This window comes from Streptomyces sp. WP-1, assembly GCF_030450125.1.
Taxonomy (GTDB): domain Bacteria; phylum Actinomycetota; class Actinomycetes; order Streptomycetales; family Streptomycetaceae; genus Streptomyces; species Streptomyces incarnatus.
The window spans coordinates 6,579,880-6,600,000 of record NZ_CP123923.1 but is presented as its reverse complement, the minus strand read 5'-3'; the positions used below and the strand labels follow the sequence as shown (position 1 = coordinate 6,600,000).

Sequence of the window (20,121 nt, the reverse complement as noted above, 5' to 3'; positions counted from 1 at the left end):
AGCGACCACCCCTATGTACTGGTGGCGCGCGACCTCGCGCCCGCCGACACGGCGCTGCTCGACCCCTCCCTGGTGCTCGGCTTCGTGACCGAGGAGGGCGGTCCCACCAGTCACAGCGCGATCCTGGCGCGGGCCCTCGGGGTGCCGGCCGTGGTGGCGCTGCCGGGCGCGGTGGAGCTGGGCGAGGGCACGGTGGTCGCGGTGGACGGCAGCACCGGTGAGGTGTTCGTGCACCCGAGCGAGGAGCGCAAGGCGGAGCTGACGGCGGCGGCTGCCGCGCGCCGGGCCGCGCTGGCCGCCTCGACCGGTCCCGGTGCGACGGCGGACGGGCACAAGGTGCCGCTGCTGGCCAATGTGGGCGGGCCCGCGGATGTACCGGCGGCGGTGGCGGCCGGGGCCGAGGGTGTCGGTCTGTTCCGTACCGAGTTCCTGTTCCTGGACGACAGTGAGAACGCTCCGTCCGAGGAGAAGCAGATCGCGGCCTACCGGCAGGTGCTGGAGGCGTTCCCCGAGGGCCGGGTGGTCGTACGGGTGCTGGACGCGGGCGCGGACAAGCCGCTGGCCTTCCTGACCCCGGCGGACGAGCCGAACCCGGCGCTGGGCGTGCGGGGGCTGCGGACGCTGCTGGACCATCCGGACGTCCTGCGCACCCAGCTGAGCGCGCTGGCGAAGGCCGCCGAGGGGCTGCCGGTCCACCTTGAGGTGATGGCCCCCATGGTGGCGGACCGCGCGGACGCGAGGGCGTTCGCGGACGCCTGCCGGGCGGCGGGGCTGCGGGCGAAGTTCGGGGCCATGGTGGAGATCCCGTCGGCGGCGCTGCGGGCGCGGTCGATCCTCCAGGAGGTCGAGTTCCTGTCGCTGGGCACCAATGACCTCGCGCAGTACACGTTCGCGGCGGACCGGCAGGTGGGCGCGGTGTCGCGGTTGCAGGACCCGTGGCAGCCGGCGCTGCTGGACCTGGTGGCGCTGGCCGCGGAGGCGGCCCGTGCCGAGGGCAGGAGCTGCGGGGTGTGCGGTGAGGCGGCGTCCGATCCGCTGCTGGCCTGTGTGCTGACCGGTCTGGGTGTCACCTCCCTGTCCATGGGTGCGGCGTCGCTGCCCTATGTCCGGGCGACGCTGGCGAAGTTCACGCTGGCGCAGTGCGAGCGGGCCGCGGCGGCGGCGCGGGCGGCGGACAGTGCCGAGGAGGCGCGGAGCGCGGCCCAGGCCGTGCTGTCCGGCGAGTAGTCGCAGGGCGGCCGGTGGCCGTGGCGCGCAGGGGCGTCCCGCCTTCGGGTGGGGCGCCCCTACGCGCGTCCCCTGGCTTCCTGTCCGGGGTGTCCGATGTGGTGTGGTCGGTCAGTGGCGGTGGTCCGGTGCGGTGGTCCCCTCCCCCAGGTCCGGTGGCGCGCAGTAGTCGACGCCGGGTTCCGGGGCGATGAGGTCGCCGGAGTCGGCGTCGGTGCAGTACGCGTCGAACACCTCGGCCGCGGTGAGGGGTTCGAGGGTGCCGGCGCGCAGCCGCCAGCCGTGGACGCGGTCCGCCGCGCCGGGGGCGCTGGTGCGCAGGACGAGTCCGCCGGGGCTGCGGGTGGCGAGGCCCAGGGCGAGGACGCTGGTGAACTCCAGGGCCTCGGCCTCGTCCAGGCGGGCGGCGCCGTGGGCGTCCTCGTCGCCGTGCAGGACGGAGACGAGGGTCTCCGGTGCTCCCATGACGGTGCACACGAGGTGGCGGTCGCCGGGCGGCGCGGTGTCGAGGATGCGGACCACGAGGTCAAAGGCGCGGGTGAAGGCGGCCCGGCCGATGTCCTCGCCGCAGGTGGGGCAGGGGCCGAGGCGGGTCAGCAGGGTGGTGGCGTACTCCCAGGTGGCCCGGCGCACGGCCGCGTCGACGAGGGTGGGGACGAGTGCGGTGAGCGGGCCGCCGTCGTAGGGGACGGTGGGTCCGGTGGCGGCGAGTTCGGCGGTGAAGCGGGTGCGGGTGGCGGGCAGGTCGGGGTTCAGGCCGGTCTCGGCGCAGTAGGCGGCGTAGTCCTCGGGGTCGAACAGGGCGAGGGTGGTGTGACCGCCGTACGCGGCGCGCTTCTTGAGCACGTCCTCGACCTGCCGGAGGTAGGTCGGGTGGTCGTCGAAGGTGAAGCTGCGGTAGCGCCGCATGGCGCGGAAGTCGTGTTCGTCGGCGAGCAGGCCGATGGTGCCGGCGATCTCGCGGCGCAGGACGCTGCGCATGGTCCGGTCGTCGGTGTGCGCCATGTTTCCCCCATGTGTGCGCGGTCGATCAATGCTCACTCACCGTAACCGTCGGCACTGACAATGCCGGGCGGGAGCGCCCTGACCTGCGATTTCCCTGGGGATGCCGACGGCCCCGGACCCCGCCGTCGCGGCAGGGTCCGGGGCCGTGGGCACACGGGTCGGGGCGTCAGCCGCGCTTGCGGGCCAGTTCCTCGTAGAAGGAGAGCAGCGTGAGGTCGTCGATGGAGCCGGGGTTGACCGCCTTCTCCAGCGGGGTGCCCTGGAGGAGGCGCTTGACCGGGACCTCGATGCGCTTGCCGGTGAGGGTGTGCGGGACGCCGGGCACCTCGATGATCTCGTCGGGGATGTGGCGCGGCGAGAGCTGTTCGCGGATGGCCCGCTTGACCTTGTCGAGCAGCGCGTCGTCCAGGCTCGCGCCCGGGGCGAGGTGCACGAACAGCGGCATCCAGTAGCCGCCGTCGGGCTGTTCGATGCCGATGACCAGGGATTCCTTGATCTCGGGCAGGCGCTCGACCACCTCGTAGATGTCGGCGGAGCCCATGCGGACGCCCTGCCGGTTGAGGGTGGAGTCGGAGCGGCCGTGGATGATCACGGTGCCGCGCCCGGTGCGGGTGATCCAGTCGCCGTGGCGCCAGACGCCGGGGTAGGTGTCGAAGTAGCTGTCGTGGTACCGGCTGCCGTCGGGGTCGTTCCAGAAGCGGGTCGGCATGGACGGCATGGGCTGGGTGACGACGAGTTCGCCCACCTCGTCCACGAGGGGCTTGCCCGCGGGGTCCCATGCCTGGAGGTCGGTGCCGAGGGCGGCGGCCTGGAGTTCGCCGGTGTACACGGGCAGGGTGGGTACGCCGCCCGCGAAGCAGGAGCAGACGTCGGTGCCGCCGCTGACGGAGGCGATCCACAGGTCCGCGCCGACCTCGTCGTGCAGCCAGCGGAAGCCGTCGGGCGGCAGCGGGGAGCCGGTGGTGGCGACGCACTTGACGCGGGAGACGTCGTAGTCGCGGGACGGGTGGACGTCGGCCTTGCGGCAGGCCATGACATAGGCGGCGGAGGTGCCGTACAGGGTGGCCCCGGTGCGTTCGGCGACCTTCCACTGGGCGCCGGTGTCGGGGTAGCCGGGGCTGCCGTCGTAGAGGACGATCGTCGTACCCGTGAGCAGGCCGGAGACGAGGAAGTTCCACATCATCCAGCCGGTCGAGGTGTACCAGAAGAAGCGGTCCTCGGGGCCGAGGTCGCAGTGCAGGCCCAGCTGCTTGAGGTGTTCGACCAGGATGCCGCCCTGGGACTGGACGATGGCCTTGGGCAGGCCGGTCGTACCGGAGGAGTAGAGCACCCACAGCGGATGGTCGAAGGGGACCTGTTCGAAGACGGGCGCGGTGTCGCCGGAGGTCACGGCGGACCATTCGAGGGCGCCCTCGGGTGCCTCGGTGCCGAGCAGCGGGATGTGCACCACGGCGCGCAGGGTGGGCAGTTCGCGGCGCAGCTCGGCGACGGTCTCGCGGCGGTCGTGCTCCTTGCCGCCGTAGCGGTAGCCGTCGACGGTGAACAGGACGACGGGTTCGACCTGCTGGAAGCGGTCGAGGACGCTGCGGGCGCCGAAGTCGGGGGCGCAGGAGGTCCATACGGCGCCGACGGCGGCGGTGGCGAGGAGGGCGACGACGGCCTGCGGGATGTTGGGCAGGTAGCCGCTGACGCGGTCGCCGGGGCGTACGCCGAGGGCGCGCAGTTCGGCGGCGAGCGAGCCGACCTGGCCGCGCAGTTCGGCCCAGGTGACGGGACGCGGCTCGTGGGTCTCGTCCACGTGCAGCAGCGCGGGCTGGTCGGGGCGGTCCTCGGCCGCGCGCAGGGCGTGCTCGGCGTAGTTGAGGGTGGCGCCGGGGAACCACTGGGCGCCGGGCATCGCGCGGTCGCCGAGGACCTGGGTGTACGGGGTGGCGAAGCGGACGTCGAACCACTCGGCGACGGCCTTCCAGAAGGCGTCCAGGTGGTCGACGGACCAGCGGTGCAGCGCGGCGTAGCCGCCGTCGGCCGGGGCCCCGTGGTGGGCGGCGGCCCACGCCTGGAACGCGGTGATGCGTGCCTGGGCGATCCGCGTGGGATCGGGCTGCCAGAGCGGCTGGGGGTTCGCGGTCGACATGGGGCGGCTCCCGGGCTGTACGCGTCGTGTGCGTCGGTCCGCGCACGGCTGGGTGTGCGCGTGACGCGGCTGACAGGGACGATGCCATGTGATCGACTTCCGCACCAGGGTGAGCTTCATATCATCCGTCCGGTGAAACGGCGGGTCCGGCAGAGGTGAACGGAAATTGAACGGCGCACGCGCGCGGGGCGCGCGGTGGCAGGGTGAGCAGCATGGACGGTCGTGACCTGGTGCGTTCGATGCGTGTGATCGGTTCGGGACGGGCTGCCCGGGGGGTGCGGGCGGCGTGGCGCAGACGGCGGATCGACGCTGCCGGACTGCCCCGGCGGGGGGTGGAGCGGGCGCGGGTGCCCGGGCAGGTGGAGTGTGCGGAGCCGGGGCCCGGCGGTGGGGTGATCCGGTTCGGCCGTTCGGAGCTGCGGGTCATGGTCGCGGCGAACGGCGCGGTGTTCTGGGGCTGGGACGGGGCGGCGCCGCAGCCGTCGTACGCGCTGGCGGGGAGCGGTCCCGAGCCGGATCCGCGGGCGGTCCTGGAGCCGGACAAGGACGGCGGCTGGCGGGTGGTGGCCGAGCGGGTGACGGTCGTGGTCTCGCGGCGCGGTGTGGTGGAGGTGTGCACGCCTGGTGGTGTGGTGCTGCGCCGGGAGCTGCCGCCGCGCTGGTGGGAGCCGGCCGGCGGGGGCGGGGCGCGGTGGATGCTGCGTTCGGAGGTGGCGGCGGACGCCCGGTTCTTCGGGCTCGGCGGGCGCGCGTCCGGGCCCCGGCTGCGCGACGGGTCGTACCGGCTGTGGAACACCGATCCCGGCGGTTCGTTCGAACCGGGTGACGATCCGCTGTATCTGACCATGCCGGTGCAGCTGGTGGTGGCGGACGCGGGGACGCACCTGATGTTCTACGACACCACGTGGGACGGCACGGTGGTGCTGCGCGAGGGCGAGGAGGGCGCTGGGTCCGGGCACGACCGGGCGGGGCGCTGCGAGCTGCGGATGGACGGCGGACCGCTGCGCTGCTGGGTGATGGTGGGCCCGCCGGCGCGGGTGCTGCTCACCTGGGCCTCGCTGACGGGGGCGCCCGCGCTGCCGCCGGCCTGGGCGCTCGGTCATCAGCACGCGGGGCGGGGGTTCGGCGGTGAGCAGGAGGTGCGCCGGACCGTCGCGGGCTATCAGGAGCGCGGGCTGCCGCTGGACGCCGTGCATCTGGACGTCGACCACCACGACGGCCACCGGGTCTTCACCGTGGACCGGGAGCGGTTCCCGAAGCTGCCGGTGCTCGCGGAGGAGCTGCGCCGGGACGGGATCCGGCTGGTCTCGGTCGTCGATCCGGCGGTGCGGGCGGCGCCGGGTGACGCGGTGTACGACGGCGGTACGGCGGTGGACGCGTTCGTGCGGGACGCCTCGGGGCGGCCGGTACGGGGGGTGGGGCGGGCCGGTGAGTCCGTGTACCCGGACTTCACGCGTCCGCGGGTGCGTCAGTGGTGGGGCGGGCTGTACGAGGAGCGGCTGGAGCAGGGGTTCGCCGGGTTCTGGCACGACATGAACGAGCCGGTGTCCTTCCACGCCTTCGGCGAGCCGACGCTGCCGCGCTCGGCCCGGCACGCGCTGGAGGGGCGCGGCGGGGACCATCGGGAGGCGCACAACGTGTACGGGCTGTGCATGGCGCGCGCGGGGTACGAGGGGCTGCGGGAACTGGCGCCCCAGGAGCGGCCGTTCCTGTTCTCGCGGTCGGGCTGGGCGGGGATGCAGCGGTACGGCGGCACCTGGTCGGGCGAGGTGGCGACGGGCTGGCCGGGGCTGCGGGCGTCCCTGTCGCTGGTGCTGGGGCTCGGGCTGTGCGGGGTGCCGTACTCGGGCCCCGATGCCGGCGGCTTCGACGGCAGCCCGTCGGCGGAGCTGTATCTGCGGTGGCTCCAACTCGGGGCGTATCTCCCGCTGTTCCGCACGCGGGCGAGCCCCCGGGCCGGGCGGCGTGAGCCGTGGGAGTTCGGTGCGGAGGTGCTGGAGCACGCGCGGGCGGCGCTGCTCGAACGCCGGCGGCTGCTGCCGTACTTCGTGACGCTCTCCCAGCTGGCCCGGCGCACCGGCGCGCCCTATGTGCGGCCGGTGTGGTGGAGCGCGCCGGAGGACCGGGAGCTGCGCGACTGCGAGGACACGTTTCTGCTGGGTGACGGCCTGCTGGTGGCACCGGTGCTCGACCCGGGCGCGGACCGGCGGGTGGTGCGGCTGCCGCGGGGGCGCTGGTACGACACGACGACGGAACGGGCCTACGAGGGCCCCGGCCAGGTCCTGGTGGACGCGCCACTGTCCCGGATACCGGTGTTCGCCCGGGCGGGCGCGGTGCTGCCCGTGCGCGGCGACGACGGCCTCGAACTGGAGACCTGGGCCCCGGGCCCCGGCCGGACCGGCGGCGGCCTGGTGATCCGGGACGCGGGCGACGGCTGGGAGATACCGGAGATAGAACGCTATGCGGCCCGCCACCTGGGCGGGAAGGTGATCGTCACGCGAGAGGGCGAGACCGGGGCGAGCGAGCCGGCGTGGCCGGTACGGGTGAGGGGGCTGGGCTAGGGCGGGAGGGGTGGTGGAGGTGGGTGTGTGGGTGGGGCGGGTGTGGGTGGGCCCGCGGGTGGGCGGACGCGGGTGGTGCGCGGGTGAGCGGGGAGTGCGCGGCGGGTGGGGCCGGGCTGGGTCGGAGGCGGGGCGGACCGGTGAGGCGGCTCGGGTGAGGCGATCGCTGCGGGGCCGGTGAGGCGAGCGTCGCGGCGCCGGTGAGGCGAGCGTCGCGGGGCCGGTAAGCCGGGCGTTGTAGGACCAGTGGGCCGGGTGGGTGCAGGACCCTGATCGGCTGGACGAATGTGCGAGGCCGGGTGGGCCGGACGCCCGGGCGAAGCGGGTGCGGGAGGCAGCCGGATGAGCCGGGAGTGCGCGGCGCGTGAGTCCGGGCTCGGCCAGGGGCGAGGCGGGACGGGTGAGGCGAGTGTTGCGGGGGCGGTGGGACAGGGCGGCGCGTGGGTCAGGGGTCGGAGCGGAGGGGAGGCGGGTCGGAGCGGCCGGGTGGGGCGGGAGTGCGCGGAGGGCCGGGGGTGCGGGGGCGCCGGGTGAGCCGGGCACTCGGGGACGCCCGGCTCGGTCGGTGGGTCAGTAGCGGCCCTCGAACCAGGCCCGGGCCGCGGCGCTGTGGAGGGGGAAGGCGAGTTCCCCGGGGCGGCGCAGGAGGTGCCAGCCCTCGGTCTCGGAGGTGGGGACGGGCGGGGGAAGGACGTCGGCCGGGCGTTCGGGGAGGAGACCGAAGAGGAGCAGGTGTCCGTCGGGTGAGCTCATGGCGTCGACGAGGCGGACGTCGCGGGCGGCGGCGTCGATACCGGTCTCCTCCCTGAGTTCGCGGACCACGGCCTGCTTCCAGTCCTCGCGGTCGTCCACGTAACCGCCGGGCAGCGCCGTGCCGCCGCGGGCGGGGGCGATGGTCCGGGTGATGACGACCAGGGCGGTGCCCTCGGCGTCGTACACGGGCTGGAGCGCGATCGCCACGGGCAGCGGGTTGCGGTAGGCGACCGTGCCGCAGGACGGGCAGGTGCGCGGCCAGCCGGTGACGCCCTCCCCATAGGGCGCCCCGCAGGCGGAACAGTGCGATCCCGGCACGGAGTTGGCAAGAGGTTGCTGATTCTCGGACACGCGCGGACTGTATCCGATCACGGGAAGCGCGTCTTCCGTACGCGGTGTTGTCCGGTACGGACACGGTCTGCCCTTTTCCGGCCGGGCGTGCGACACTCCTGACGCTCCGTCAGCTTCGTTCGATCCGCTGTGCCGGGAGGGGCTTTGCCGTACGCCAGGACACCCGTGATCACCGGCTGGTTCACCGGCGAGGGGGCCGGTTTCCGGCTCCTCGGCACCCGCTGCTCGTCCTGCGCCTCGGTCTTCTTCCCGCGCGAGGACGTCCACTGCCGCAATCCGCACTGCGCGGGCGGCGCCCTGGAGGAGACCCCGCTGTCCCGGACGGGGCGCGTCTGGTCGTACACCGACACCCGGTACCGCCCTCCGGCCCCCTTCCTGAGCGACGCGGAACTCCCCTGGGAGCCGTACGCGTTGATCGCGGTGGAGCTGGCGGCCGAGCGGATCGTGGTGCTGGGGCAGGCGGCCCCCGGGATCACCGTCGCCGATCTGGCCGTGGGGATGGAGGTGGAGGCCGTCGAGGGCGTGCTCCACGGCGACGGCGGGACGGAACCGACGGCGACGTGGAACTGGCGGCCGACGGAGGTGACGTCGTGACGGGGGACGTCGCCGTGCTCGGCGCGGGCATGCACCCCTGGGGCAAGTGGGGGCGCGGCTTCGTGGAGTACGGCGCCGCGGCGGCCCGCGCGGCGCTCGCGGACGCCGGTGTCGACTGGCGGGACGTGGGCGCCGTCGTCGGCGCGGACACGGTGCGCGGCGGCTATCCAGGGTACGTGGCGGGGGCGTCGTACGCCCGGGCGCTGGGCTGGCAGGGCGCCCGGGTCACCAGCGTGTACGCGGCCTGCGCGTCGGGGGCGCAGGCGATCGCCGCGGCGCGGGCGCAGATCCTCGCCCGCCTCGCCGACGTGGTGCTCGTGGTGGGCGCGGACGCGGCGCCCAAGGGCTTCTTCCGGCCCGCGGGCGGCGACCGGCCCGACGACCCCGACTGGCTGCGCTTCCGGCTGCTGGGCGCCACCAACCCGGCGTACTTCGGGCTGTACGCGCGCCGCCGGATGGCGGTGCACGGCGACACACCGGAGGACTTCGCGCTGGTCAAGGTGAAGAACGCCGCCATGGGCGCGCTGAATCCGTACGCCCGTTACCGCAGGCGGGTCACCGCCGAGGAGGTCGCCGCCTCCGCGGTGGTCGCCGATCCGCTGCGGCTGCTGGACATCTGCGCCACCTCCGACGGCGGTGCCGCCCTGGTGCTGTCCTCCCTGGAGTTCGCGCGCCGGCACGGCGCCGCGCGGCCGGTGCGGATCCGCGCGGTGTCCACGGTGACGCCCCGCTTCCCGAACCCGGTGCTCGACCTGCCGGACATCGCCACCGACCCGGCGGTCGCGGTGCCGCCCCCGGAGGAGACCTTCCGCGCCTCTCTCGCCCGCGCCGCCTACGAGGAGGCCGGCCTCGGCCCCGGGGATCTGGACCTGGCGGAGGTGTACGACCTGTCCACCGCGCTGGAGTTGCAGTGGTACGAGGATCTGGGGCTGTGCGGCGCGGGCGAGGGGGCGAGGCTGCTGCGCGAGGGCGCGACGGCGCCGGGCGGCCGGATCCCCGTCAACGCCAGCGGCGGGCTCGCCTCCTTCGGTGAGGCGGTCCCGGCCCAGGCCATCGCCCAGGTCTGCGAGCTGGCCTGGCAGTTGCGGGGCACGGCGGGCGAGCGGCAGATCGGGGGCGCGCGGGTGGGCATCACCGCCAACCAGGGGCTTTTCGGGCACGGTTCGGCCGTGGTGGTGGTGCGGTGAGGGGGCGTCGCACGGCTCGCGGACCTCGGGCGGCCGGTCACGCTGTCGCCGGCGACCGTGGTGTGCGGTCCGGGCAGCGCGCGCGACCACCGCCGGGCCGCCGCCCGGCTGGCCCCGCTGAAGCAGGCGGCCGAGGCGCTCGGCGGGGCGAGCCGGGTGCTCGGCCGCGCGGGGCTGACCGGCCATGAGGTACGGCGGGGCGGTGGCTCCGGTGCGGGCGGCGGCCGTCGGGCCGCAGGGGTGAACGGCCGCTCGGCGCAGGCGGCTTGGGCCCCGCTCTGCTCAGCTGCCGACCGGCTGGCGGTGGTCCGCCGTGTAGCGCATGGCGTGCTCGATGAGGTCGATGAGCACGTCCTTGGCCGACTCCCGGTCGCGGGCGTCGCACAGCACCACGGGCACCCCGGGGTCCAGGTCGAGCGCCCGGCGGACCGAGTCGGCGGGGTAACGGGCGGCGCCGTCGAAGCAGTTGACGGCGACCAGGAAGGGTATGGAGCGCCGCTCGAAGTAGTCGACGGCGGCGAAGCAGTCCTCCAGGCGGCGGGTGTCGGCGAGCACGACGGCGCCGAGCGCGCCCTCGGACAGCTCGTCCCACATGAACCAGAACCGCTCCTGCCCGGGTGTGCCGAACAGGTACAGCACCAGGTCCTCGCGCAGGGTGATCCGGCCGAAGTCCATGGCGACGGTGGTGGTGCTCTTGGCCTCCACCCCGCTGGTGTCGTCGACGGGGCGCCCGGCCTCGGTGAGCTGCTCCTCGGTGCGCAGCGGGCGGATCTCGCTGATCGCGCCGACCAGGGTGGTCTTGCCCACGCCGAAGCCGCCCGCCACCAGGATCTTGAGCGTGACGGGCTCGACCGGGAAATTGCCGTGCTCAGGACGCCCGAGGACCATCGTTCACTTCTCCTGCTTGCCGGGGTTCGGGCGACGGCCGGCCGTAGCCGCCGCCACCGGGGGTTTTGATGACGAGTAGGTCGCCGGGGCCGACGTCGGTGGAACCGCTGCCGCCGAGATCGGTGACGCTGCCGTCGGCCCGTTCGACACGGTTCGCGCCGAGCGCTCCGGGGGCGCCGCCCGCCATGCCGTACGGGGGCACGCGGCGGTGCTGGGAGAGGGTGGAGACGGTCATGGGTTCCAGGAACCGGATACGGCGGACCGCGCCGTCGCCGCCGCGCCAGGTGCCGGCGCCGCCGCTGCCGTGCCGGACGGCGAACTCCTCCAGGCGGACGGGCAGTCGCCACTCCAGGATCTCGGGGTCGGTGAGCCGGGAGTTGGTCATATGGGTCTGTACGACGTCGGCGCCGGGGAAGCCGTCGCCCGCGCCGGATCCGGAGGCGACGGTCTCGTAGTACTGGTGCCGTTCGTTGCCGAAGGTGACGTTGTTCATCGTGCCGGAGCCCTCGGCCTGGACGCCGAGCGCCGCGTACAGGGCGCCGGTGATGGCCTGGGAGGTCTCCACGTTGCCCGCGACGACGGCGGCCGGGGGCTCGGGGGCGAGCAGCGAGCCGGGCGGTACGACGATGTCCAGGGGGCGCAGGCAGCCGTCGTTGAGCGGGATGTCGTCGGCGACCAGGGTGCGGAAGACGTACAGGACGGCCGCGTTGACGACGGCGAAGGGGGCGTTGAAGTTGGTGGGGAGCTGCGCGGAGGTGCCGGTGAAGTCGATGGTGGCGCGGCGCTCGGCCCGCCGGACGCGGACCCGGACGCGGACGACGGCGCCCGCGTCGGTCTCGTAGGCGTACTCGCCGTCGTCCAGGGCGTCGATGACGCGGCGGACCGCTTCCTCCGCGTTGTCCTGGACGTGCCGCATGTAGGCCTGTACGACATCGAGGCCGAACTCGTCGATCATGCGGCGGACTTCGTCGACGCCCTTCTGGTTGGCGGCGATCTGGGCGCGCAGGTCGGCGAGGTTGGTGCGGGGGTTGCGGGAGGGGTAGGGGGCCTCGGTGAGCAGGCGCCGGGTCTCCTCCTCGCGGAAGCGGCCGCCCTCGGCCAGCGGCCAGTTGTCGAAGAGGACGCCTTCCTCCTCGATGGTGCGGCTGTGCGCGGGCATGGAGCCGGGGGCGATGCCGCCGATCTCGGCGTGGTGGCCGCGGGAGGCGACGTGGAAGAGGATCCGGGGCCGGGTCCCCGGGCCCGCCGGGGCGTCGGCGGCCGAAGCATCGGTGTCCGGGACGTCGGTGCCCGGGGCGTCGGTGTCGAAGACCGGGGTGATCACGGTGACGTCGGGCAGATGGGTGCCGCCGTGGTACGGGTCGTTGACGGCATAGGTGTCGCCCGGCCGCATCGCGTCACCCCGGCGGCGGATGACCTCCTTGACGCTGGTGCCCATGGAACCCAGGTGGACGGGGATGTGGGGGGCGTTGGCCACCAGGTTGCCGTCCGGGTCGAACAGGGCGCAGGAGAAGTCGAGGCGTTCCTTGATGTTGACGGACTGGGCGGTGGACTCCAGCCGGGCGCCCATCTGTTCGGCGATCGACATGAAGAGGTTGTTGAAGACCTCCAGGAGAACCGGATCGGCTTCCGTGCTCAGACGGGAACTCTGTGTGACCGCGCTGCGTTCCATGAGCAGATGCCCGTCGTCGGTGGCCGCGGCCCGCCAGCCGTCGTCCACGACGGTCGTCGCACCGGCCTCGGTGATGATCGCCGGGCCGGTCACGGTCTCGCCGGGAGGAAGGGCCTCGCGGCGGTGCAGGGGTACGTCGCGCCAGGAGCCGCCGGTGTGCAGGCGGACGGACCCGGGCGCGGCGGGCCTTCCCTCGTACGGGGCGAGGGCGGTCAGATCGGGGGGTGCGGTGATGCCGGTGGCCTCGGCGGAGAGGGCTTCCACGACGATCGGGCGGTCGAGGACGAAGGAGTAGGTGGCGCGATGGCGCTCCTCGAACGCGTCGCGCATGGCCTCGGGTTCGGCCAGTTCGACGGTGAGGGCGGTGTCGGTGCCGTCGTAGCGGAGCTGGGCGCGGTGGGTGACCCGGATACGGTCCTCGGGGATGTCCTCGGCCGTGAGTTCGGCGCGGGCGGCGGCCTCCAGATCGGCGGCGGCCTCGCGGATGCCGGGCATGGCGGCCTGCTCCAGGGGGGCCTCGACCGACTGTTCGCGCATGGCGGTGGTGTCGGCGAGTCCGATGCCGAGCGCGGAGAGGAACCCGGCCATGGGAGGTACGAGGACGGTGCGGATGCCGAGCGACTCGGCGACCCGGCACGCGTGCTGGCCGCCCGCGCCGCCGAAGGTGGTCAGCGCGTAGCGGGTGACGTCGTGCCCCTTCTGGACGGAGATCCGCTTGATCGCGTTGGCGATGTTCGCGACGGCGACGTCCAGATAGCCCTCGGCCACCTGTTCGGGGGTGCGGTCGTCGCCGGTGACCCGGTGGATCTCGCGGGCGAGATCGGTGAACCGGTCGCGGACGAGTCCGGCGTCCGGCCGCTGGTCGCCGCCGGGCCCGAACACGGCCGGGAAGTGGGCGGGCTGGATCCGGCCGAGCATCACATTGGCGTCGGTGACGGTGAGCGGCCCGCCGGCCCGGTAGCAGGCGGGGCCGGGGGCGGCGCCGGCCGAGTCGGGGCCGACGCGGTAGCGGGAGCCGTCGAAGTGGAGCACGGAACCGCCGCCCGCGGCCACGGTGTGGATGTCGAGCATCGGGGCGCGCAGCCGCACGCCCGCGACCTGGGTGTCGAAGACCCGCTCATAGGCGCCGGCGAAGTGCGAGACATCGGTGGAGGTGCCGCCCATGTCGAAGCCGATGACCCGGTCGAAGCCCGCGCGCTGGGACATCCGGGCCATGCCGACGATGCCGCCGGCCGGTCCGGACAGGATGGCGTCCTTGCCGCGGAACTGCCCCGCCTCGGTGAGCCCGCCGTTGGACTGCATGAACATCAGCCGCACCCCGCGCAGTTCGTCGGCCACCTGGCGGACGTAGCGGTGCAGCACCGGTGAGAGGTAGGCGTCGGCCACGGCGGTGTCGCCGCGCGGGACCAGCTTCATCAGCGGGCTGACCTCGCTGGACAGGGAGATCTGCGGGAAGCCGGTGCGGGCGGCGAGTTCGCCGATGGCCCGTTCGTGGGCGGGGTGCAGGTGGCTGTGCAGGCAGACGACGGCGACGGCGCGGATCCCGTCGTCGTACGCCTCTTGGAGGGCGGGCGCGAGCGCGTCCAGGTCGGGGGCGCGCAGCACGGTGCCGTCGGCGGCGATGCGTTCGTCGGCCTCGATCACCCGGGCGTAGAGCGGTTCGGGCAGGTCGATGCGGCGGGCGAAGATGCGCGGCCGGTTCTGGTAGGCGATGCGCAGGGCGTCGCGGAAGCCTCGGGTGATGACCAGGAGGGTGGGTTCGCCGGTGCGCTCCAGGAGCGCGTTGGTGGCGACGGTGGTGCCCATGCGGACGGCCTCGACGGGGTCCGGGGAGTCGCCGAGGAGGGCGCGGATGCCGGTGACGGCGGCATCGGGGTGGTGGCCGTCGCCTGGGATGCCGGGGCCGTCGTCCGGTCCGGGCCCGGGCTGGGCCGGGTGGTCGGAGAGCACCTTGCGCGTGAGCAGGCGGCCGTCCGGGCGACGCGCGACGATATCGGTGAAGGTGCCGCCTCGGTCGACCCAGAACTGCCAGCCTGTCACGTCAGTACTCCGCTTCCGCGCCGGTCACAGCGCCCGCAGGCCGTTGATCACGTCGCGCAGAATACTCTCGTCCGGCAGTTCGGCCGGGGGCACCGGCCGGGTGACATGGACGAGTTCCGCGTGCACCAGGTCGCCGACCAGGACCCGGACGACGCCGATGGGCAGGTCGAGTTCCGCGGCCAGCTCGGCGACCGACTGCGGGGCGCTGCGGCACAGGCCCACGATGTCCACGTGCTCGGGGGAGAGCGTCGGATCCGTCTCCGGGTCGTCGGCGGCGGGCTCCGTGACGACCACCGCGATCAGATCGAGGCGGTGCTGGGCCGTACTGGTCGTACGGCCGCGCGTCATGGCGTAGGGACGGACGACCGGTCCGGCGTCGTCGTCGAACCAGTGGCTGCTCACCTGACCGTCTTCGCTCATGCCATCCCACTACCCGCCCGTGGGCAGGCCCGTGCGCGGGGCGGTGCCCAGGTGCACACCCACCCGCTTGACCAGGAGCGTCATCTCGTAGGCGACCTGGCCGACGTCGGAGTCGGCGTCGGACAGGACGGCCAGGCAGCTGCCGTCGCCCGCCGCGGTGACGAACAGGAAGGCGTCCTCCAGTTCGACGACGGTCTGGCGGACGCCGCCCGCGTCGAAGTGGCGGCCCACGCCCTTGGCGAGGCTGTGGAAGCCGGACGCCACGGCGGCCAGGTGCTCGCCGTCCTCCCGGGTCAGGTCCTTGGACACGCCGGTGGCCAGCCCGTCGCCGGAGAGAATGACGGCCTTGCGGATGCTGGCGACGCGGTCGACCAGGTCGTCCAGGAGCCAGTTCAGCTCCCCGTCGCCCGTCGCCGTGTGGTCGGTCGCCTTCGGTGCGGTCATCGACCGTCCCCCTTAGTGGTTCCTTGTGCTGTGCCGGTGCGGGCGGTCTCGCCCGTGGCATTCTCCTCCCGGCCGCGCTGCCAGCCGCGCTGGAGCGAGGCCATCCGGCTGCGGACCTCGTCGGCGTCCCGGTCGTCGGGCGCGTCGGTGCGCCCGGGGCGCCGTTCGGGGTCCTGCCTGAGCTGAGGGGCGAGGCTGGCCTGCCGCACCCGGCGGGGCAGGGCGCTGTCGCCGGGTGCGGCGGGGCCGTCGCCGTCGCGGGGTGCGCGGGTGGGGCCGCCGGGGTTGCCCGGGCCGCCGGGGGCGTTCGCCGCGGGGCGGGTGCGCCGGGGCAGCGCGGGGATGCCGGGGCGAGCGGTTTCACCGGGTCCGGTGGTCGGCGCGAGGCCGTCGGCCGCTGCCGTCCCGTCCTCCCCGACGCGGTCGGCCGGTTCCGCCGGGCGCAGGGCGGGGGCCGCCCGGCGCGGCAGGGGGACCGGCCCGGCGCGGTGCGGTTCGCGGTCGGCGCGCTGCGGTTCGCGGTCGCCGCCGTACGGGTCGTACACGTCGTACGGGTTCCGGTCGCCGCCGTAAGCGCCCGCGTCGGGGCCGTACGCCTCCCCGGTCGCGCGGTCGTCCGGGGCCGCCGGGTCGCGGCGGGCGGGGTCGGGGCGGTGGGCGCGCTGGTCGGTGACCGGCCTGCCGTGCGAGCTGACCAGCTTGGGCGGCTGGCGGCGCGGCAGCGGTACGAGTCCGTGCTCGCCGGTCTCCTCCCCCACCGGGCGATCCGCCGGGCGCTCCACCGCGCGGTCGTCCCCGGGGTCCTGCCCCGGGCCGTCGTCGCCGCCCCGGGGCAGGGCGCGGCGGTGGCGGAAGAGCCCGCCGCGCTCGCTGTCCTCGTCCGGCAGGGCGCCGGGGAAGTCGTCCAGGGCGTCGAGGCCGACGGGCGCCTCCAGTTCCACCGGGCCGTCCAGGACGGTGGTGGGCAGGCCGGACAGCGGCAGCGGGGCCCGGGAGCCGCCTGCGGCGCGCCCGGAGTTCTTCGCCGTGCGCTCGCGGTCGAGGCGGAAGCCGATGCCGTTGGTGTCCGGGACCTCGTCGCTGAGCAGCGCGTCCGGGATGAACACGATCGCGGTGGTGCCGCCGTAGGGCGAGGGCTGGAGGGAGACGCGGACGTTCTGGCGCTGGGCGAGGCGGCTGACCACGAACAGGCCGAGCCGGTCGGTGTCGGAGAGTTCGAACTCGGGGGTCTCGGCGAGGCGCAGGTTGTTGTCCAGCAGCGCCTCGGGCGTCATGCCGAGCCCCCGGTCGTGTATCTCCAGGGTGAAGCCGTTGGCGACCCGCTCGCCGATGACCTGGACGGCGGTGTGCGGGGGCGAGAACACCGTGGCGTTCTCCAGGAGTTCGGCCACGAGATGGGTGAGGTCGGCGACGGCGGGGCCGGTCACGGCGACCCGCGGCAGGCGCCGTACCTCGACCCGCTCGTAGTCCTCGACCTCGGCGACGGCGGCGCGCACCACGTCCATCAGCTGCACGGGGCGGCGCCACTGCCGGGAGGGCGCGGCCCCGGAGAGGATCACCAGGCCCTCGGCGTGGCGGCGCATCCGGGTGGTGAGGTGGTCCAGGCGGAAGAGGTCGGCGAGTTCGTCGGTGTCCTCGGTGCGGCGTTCCATGGTGTCGAGGAGGGTGAGCTGCTTGTGCAGCAGCACCTGGCTGCGGCGGGCGAGGTTGACGAAGACCTCGGAGACACCGGCGCGCAGTTCGGACTGCTTGACGGCGGCCTCGACGGCGGCCCGCTGAAGGGTGTTGAGGGCCTGTCCGACCTCGCCGATCTCGTTCTGGTCGTACTCCAGGCGCGGCACCTCGGTCTCCACGTCGACCTGTTCACCGGCGGACAGGCGGCGCATCAGGCCGGGCAGCCGGACGCCGGACGCCTCATGCGCCTCCAGGCGCAGCCGCCGCAGGTCGCGGATGAGACCGCGGCCGATCCGGACGGACAGGACGAGGGAGAAGAGCAGGGCGAGCAGTCCGAGCAGACCCGCGACGGCGCCCTGGGCGATGACCCGCATGGCGACGGGGTGCATACGGTCCTGGAAGCGGTCGCTCGCCTGGTCGTCCAGCGTGCCGAGGTCGGCCAGGGCACTGCCCGCGGCCGAGTCCCAGCTCTTGGCGGTGACACCGTCGGGGGGGCCGGAGCCGTGCTCGATGACGGACTGCTCGGCCGAACGCAGCGGGGCGGTACCGGCGTTGTCCCAGAACCGCTCGTAGCGCTCGCGTTCGGAGGCGGGCAGCAGCGGCAGGCTGATGTCGTACAGCAGGGTGCGCTGGGCGACGAGGTCGGAGATCTCGCGGATCTCCTCGCGGGTGAGCCGGCCCGCCACGAGGGAGGAGCCGAGCAGGGCGTCCTCCCGGGAGAGCAGTTCACGGGCGCGGGTGAGGTTGACCAGGGCGTGCGACTGCTTGTCCATCTCGACGTCGTCGATGCCGTCGAGCCCGGCGAGCAGCGAGTAGCAGGGGTCGATCAGGCGGTTGTAGAGGTCGAGGGCCTGGGCGCGGCTGATGGTGCCGCTCTCGACGCTGTGGCGCAGCGAGTCCAGACCGCTGAAGGCGTCCAGGACGGCGGTGAGGTGTTCGCTGCCCTGGGTGCCGAGGCCGTGGCGCAGGTGGCGCTTCTGCGCGTTCTCGCGGACCTTCGCGATCGCACGGTCGCTGGCGGTGCGGGTGCGCTGGAGCGCCGGGAGGGAGTCGGAGGCGCGTGGGTCGGCGAGGTAGACGAGGGTCTGGCGGCGCTCCTGTTCGAGCACGCGGACGGTGTCCTCGGTGGGATAGCCGATGTTCTGCATGACATCGGAGACCCGGAAGAGCTGGGCCACATCACGGCCCGTGACCACCGTGGCGAAACCCCAGATGGCGGTCAGGGACAGCAGCGGCACGAGAAGCAGCGCCACGATCTTCCGGCGGATCGACTTCCCGCGAAAGCGCATGGCCTCCCCCAGCTCGACCCCCGCGGGCCGGGGGTGCGCATGTGCGTCAACAAACGGCGCGAGCCTACTACCGCCATACAGCTAACTCGAAGGCATGTCCGGAAGGTGAACCTCCGCAGCGGCGGCGGTACGGGGCGAGTTGTCCGGGCATTGCGGGAGATTGCCACCGCGATACGGCGGGTACCCCGAGGCCGGACAGCATGGCAGGGAATGGCGGTTGGCTGGAACTTTTCCCAAGGCGGGAATCTTCGCGGGGTCTTGTGCGTCCTTCTGTCAGGGAGTCGGGGGCGGATCGGGCCGCGAAAGCCCCGTCCCGCACACCGGCCGCGTAAATCCGCGCAAGCCGGGCAGCTACTGGGGAGTCGGGGCTTCGGGCATCGGGGCGAGGGGTCCTTGGGCGGTGGGGAGTGAGTGACACGGTGAAGGGCACTGCGGAGCGGTACGGGATACAGCCGGAGTACCGGCCGTTGTGGGTCGAGGAGCCCGCGCGGCGGCATCCGCTGCCCGATCCGGTGCGGGCGGCGGCGGTGCGCGCGCTGATCATCATCTCGGTCACGCTGATAGAGGCGATGGTGGCGTTCCTGTGCACCATGGCGGAGTCCTGGCCGGCGTTCCCCATGGTGATCAGCAGCGTGGTGAGCACCGTGGTGGCCACCTGGGCCGTGGTCGACGTCTGGGTGACCCGCCAGGTGTGGAACCAGCGGTACGGCGTGGTCTCCGAGCCCAGCAGCACGGCCCGCGCGCTGCGCCGTGAGCGGCGGGCGCGCCGGCGTGCGGAGCGGCGGGCCCTGCGGGAGCAGGCGCGGATACGGCGGCGGGGCGGCGCGGGGCAGCTGTCGCACCCCTGAGCCGAACCGCGAGCCGCCACCGCCGGTCGAGCCGTGGCAGGCTCCGGGCCGCCCGGAGCCTGCCCGGAGTCCGGCCACACCCTGTCCGGAACCCGTTCGGCCACCGGCTGGATTCGGCCACTTCGGTACGATGATGTTTCGTATGGCGCGAGCAGGAGCGCTGTGCGCAACAGATTCCGGACCGGCCGACAGGTGGTGGGAGACCAGCCATGGCCCACGCGCAGAAGCAGCAGGCGGCCGGGGCGGTGCAGTCGGTGGACCGCGCCGTGAGCGTGCTGGAGATCCTCGCCCGGGACGGCGAGGCGGGTGTCACCGAGATCGCCACCGAGCTGGACGTGCACAAGTCCACGGCGTTCCGGCTGCTCGGCGTCCTGGAGCACCGGGGTCTGGTGGCGCAGGCGAAGGACCGCGGCAAGTACTACCTGGGCGCCGGTGTGCTGCGGCTGGCCGGGGCGGCGGCGGTGCGGCTGGACATCTCCCAGGAGGGCGTCCCGGTCTGCCGCGAGGTCGCCGACGAGCTGGGCGAGACCGTGAACCTCGCGGTGCTGGACGAGGACGCCGCCGTCAACATCATGCAGGCCCGGGGCACCGCCTCGGTGGCCGCACAGAACTGGCTGGGCCGGCGCACCCCGCTGCACGCCACCTCCAGCGGCAAGGTGCTGCTCGCGCACCAGCCGCCCGCCGCGCGCGAGAGCCTGCTCGCCCGGCCCCTGCGCCGGTTCACCGAACGCACCGTCACCGACGCCGAGGCGCTGCGGGCCGACCTGGACCGGGTGGTGGAGCGGGGCTACGGTGTGACGGCCGAGGAGCTGGAGCCGGGCCTGGCCGCGGTGGCCGCCCCGGTGCGGGCCCACGACGGCGAGGTGATCGCGGCGATCAGCGTCTCCGGCCCGGTGTACCGGCTGAACCCGGACCGGCTGGCGGAGGTGGCCCGGCGCACGGCCGCGGCGGGCACGGAGCTGTCCCGCCGCATGGGGTACGGCTTCTGAGCGGCGGACACCGCAAGACTGCCCGCGCGCTGTAGGACGGGCGGA

14 protein-coding genes and 1 pseudogene (1 of these 15 only partly in view) are annotated in these 20,121 nt (G+C 74.1%); 7 read left to right on the top strand and 8 right to left on the bottom strand.

Annotated features, from left to right (window positions below):
• A protein-coding gene (gene ptsP / locus QHG49_RS29300) for a phosphoenolpyruvate--protein phosphotransferase (protein WP_301491841.1) crosses the window boundary here: on the top strand, window positions 1-1,227 show its 3' portion. Its footprint begins 444 nt before the window's first position; only the last 1,227 of its 1,671 coding nucleotides appear in the window; its start codon lies off the left edge, out of view; its stop codon occupies window positions 1,225-1,227.
• 111 nt (window positions 1,228-1,338) lie between these two features.
• Here ptsP and QHG49_RS29295 read toward each other — a convergent pair whose 3' ends face one another.
• Together QHG49_RS29295 and QHG49_RS29290 are read right to left on the bottom strand one after the other, a co-directional pair.
• Window positions 1,339-2,232 (bottom strand): hypothetical protein, encoded by an 894-nt coding sequence (locus QHG49_RS29295; RefSeq protein ID WP_159699464.1) that lies wholly within the window; start codon window positions 2,230-2,232, stop codon window positions 1,339-1,341.
• Between the two features lie 166 nt (window positions 2,233-2,398).
• Window positions 2,399-4,366 carry an acetoacetate--CoA ligase gene (locus QHG49_RS29290; RefSeq protein ID WP_301491840.1) on the bottom strand — a complete coding sequence of 656 codons (1,968 nt, stop codon included), beginning with the start codon at window positions 4,364-4,366 and terminating at the stop codon, window positions 2,399-2,401.
• Between the two features lie 212 nt (window positions 4,367-4,578).
• Here QHG49_RS29290 and QHG49_RS29285 point away from each other — a divergent pair, with 212 nt between their 5' ends.
• Window positions 4,579-6,927, top strand: a complete 2,349-nt coding sequence (locus QHG49_RS29285) for a glycoside hydrolase family 31 protein (protein WP_301491839.1) — start codon at window positions 4,579-4,581, stop codon at window positions 6,925-6,927.
• Window positions 6,928-7,497: 570 nt separating this feature from the next.
• Here QHG49_RS29285 and QHG49_RS29280 read toward each other — a convergent pair.
• Window positions 7,498-8,031, bottom strand: coding sequence for an NUDIX domain-containing protein (locus QHG49_RS29280; RefSeq protein WP_145490068.1), 534 nt, complete (start codon window positions 8,029-8,031; stop codon window positions 7,498-7,500).
• A 165-nt stretch (window positions 8,032-8,196) separates the two neighbouring features.
• On the opposite strand from QHG49_RS29280, the gene QHG49_RS29275 reads away from it, so the two are divergent.
• From QHG49_RS29275 to QHG49_RS29265, 3 genes and pseudogenes are all read left to right on the top strand, one after another.
• Entirely contained in the window at window positions 8,197-8,625 is a 429-nt protein-coding gene (locus QHG49_RS29275) for a Zn-ribbon domain-containing OB-fold protein (RefSeq protein ID WP_159707957.1), read from the top strand.
• Window positions 8,622-9,812 (top strand): lipid-transfer protein, encoded by a 1,191-nt coding sequence (locus QHG49_RS29270; protein ID WP_301491838.1) that lies wholly within the window; start codon window positions 8,622-8,624, stop codon window positions 9,810-9,812. The genes QHG49_RS29275 and QHG49_RS29270 overlap by 4 nt, the downstream gene beginning before the upstream one ends.
• Before the next feature lie 27 nt (window positions 9,813-9,839).
• Window positions 9,840-10,013 (top strand): annotated as a pseudogene (locus QHG49_RS29265) (GGDEF domain-containing protein); the annotation flags it as partial.
• Between the two features lie 81 nt (window positions 10,014-10,094).
• Here QHG49_RS29265 and QHG49_RS29260 read toward each other — a convergent pair.
• The 5 genes from QHG49_RS29260 to QHG49_RS29240 are packed head-to-tail and all read right to left on the bottom strand — an operon-like array spanning window position 10,095 to window position 18,239.
• Window positions 10,095-10,700, bottom strand: coding sequence for an ATP/GTP-binding protein (locus tag QHG49_RS29260; RefSeq protein WP_145490071.1), 606 nt, complete (start codon window positions 10,698-10,700; stop codon window positions 10,095-10,097).
• The gene (locus QHG49_RS29255) at window positions 10,681-14,412 is read right to left on the bottom strand and encodes a hydantoinase B/oxoprolinase family protein (protein ID WP_301491837.1); all 3,732 of its coding nucleotides are present in this window, start codon (window positions 14,410-14,412) and stop codon (window positions 10,681-10,683) included. Before QHG49_RS29255 ends, QHG49_RS29260 begins: the two co-directional genes overlap by 20 nt.
• A gap of 24 nt (window positions 14,413-14,436) precedes the next feature.
• Window positions 14,437-14,832: a DUF742 domain-containing protein gene (locus tag QHG49_RS29250; RefSeq protein WP_145490077.1), complete on the bottom strand. Its 396-nt coding sequence runs from the start codon at window positions 14,830-14,832 to the stop codon at window positions 14,437-14,439.
• Between the two features lie 9 nt (window positions 14,833-14,841).
• The gene (locus QHG49_RS29245; protein WP_145490080.1) at window positions 14,842-15,276 is read right to left on the bottom strand and encodes a roadblock/LC7 domain-containing protein; all 435 of its coding nucleotides are present in this window, start codon (window positions 15,274-15,276) and stop codon (window positions 14,842-14,844) included.
• Entirely contained in the window at window positions 15,273-18,239 is a 2,967-nt protein-coding gene (locus tag QHG49_RS29240) for a nitrate- and nitrite sensing domain-containing protein (protein WP_301491836.1), read from the bottom strand. Before QHG49_RS29240 ends, QHG49_RS29245 begins: the two co-directional genes overlap by 4 nt.
• A gap of 332 nt (window positions 18,240-18,571) precedes the next feature.
• On the opposite strand from QHG49_RS29240, the gene QHG49_RS29235 reads away from it, so the two are divergent.
• The gene (locus tag QHG49_RS29235) at window positions 18,572-19,087 is read left to right on the top strand and encodes a hypothetical protein (RefSeq protein WP_280118861.1); all 516 of its coding nucleotides are present in this window, start codon (window positions 18,572-18,574) and stop codon (window positions 19,085-19,087) included.
• Window positions 19,088-19,296: 209 nt separating this feature from the next.
• A complete protein-coding gene (locus QHG49_RS29230) occupies window positions 19,297-20,076 on the top strand; it encodes an IclR family transcriptional regulator (protein WP_301491835.1) in 780 nt (259 codons plus the stop codon).
• The last annotated feature ends 45 nt before the right edge of the window (window positions 20,077-20,121 follow it).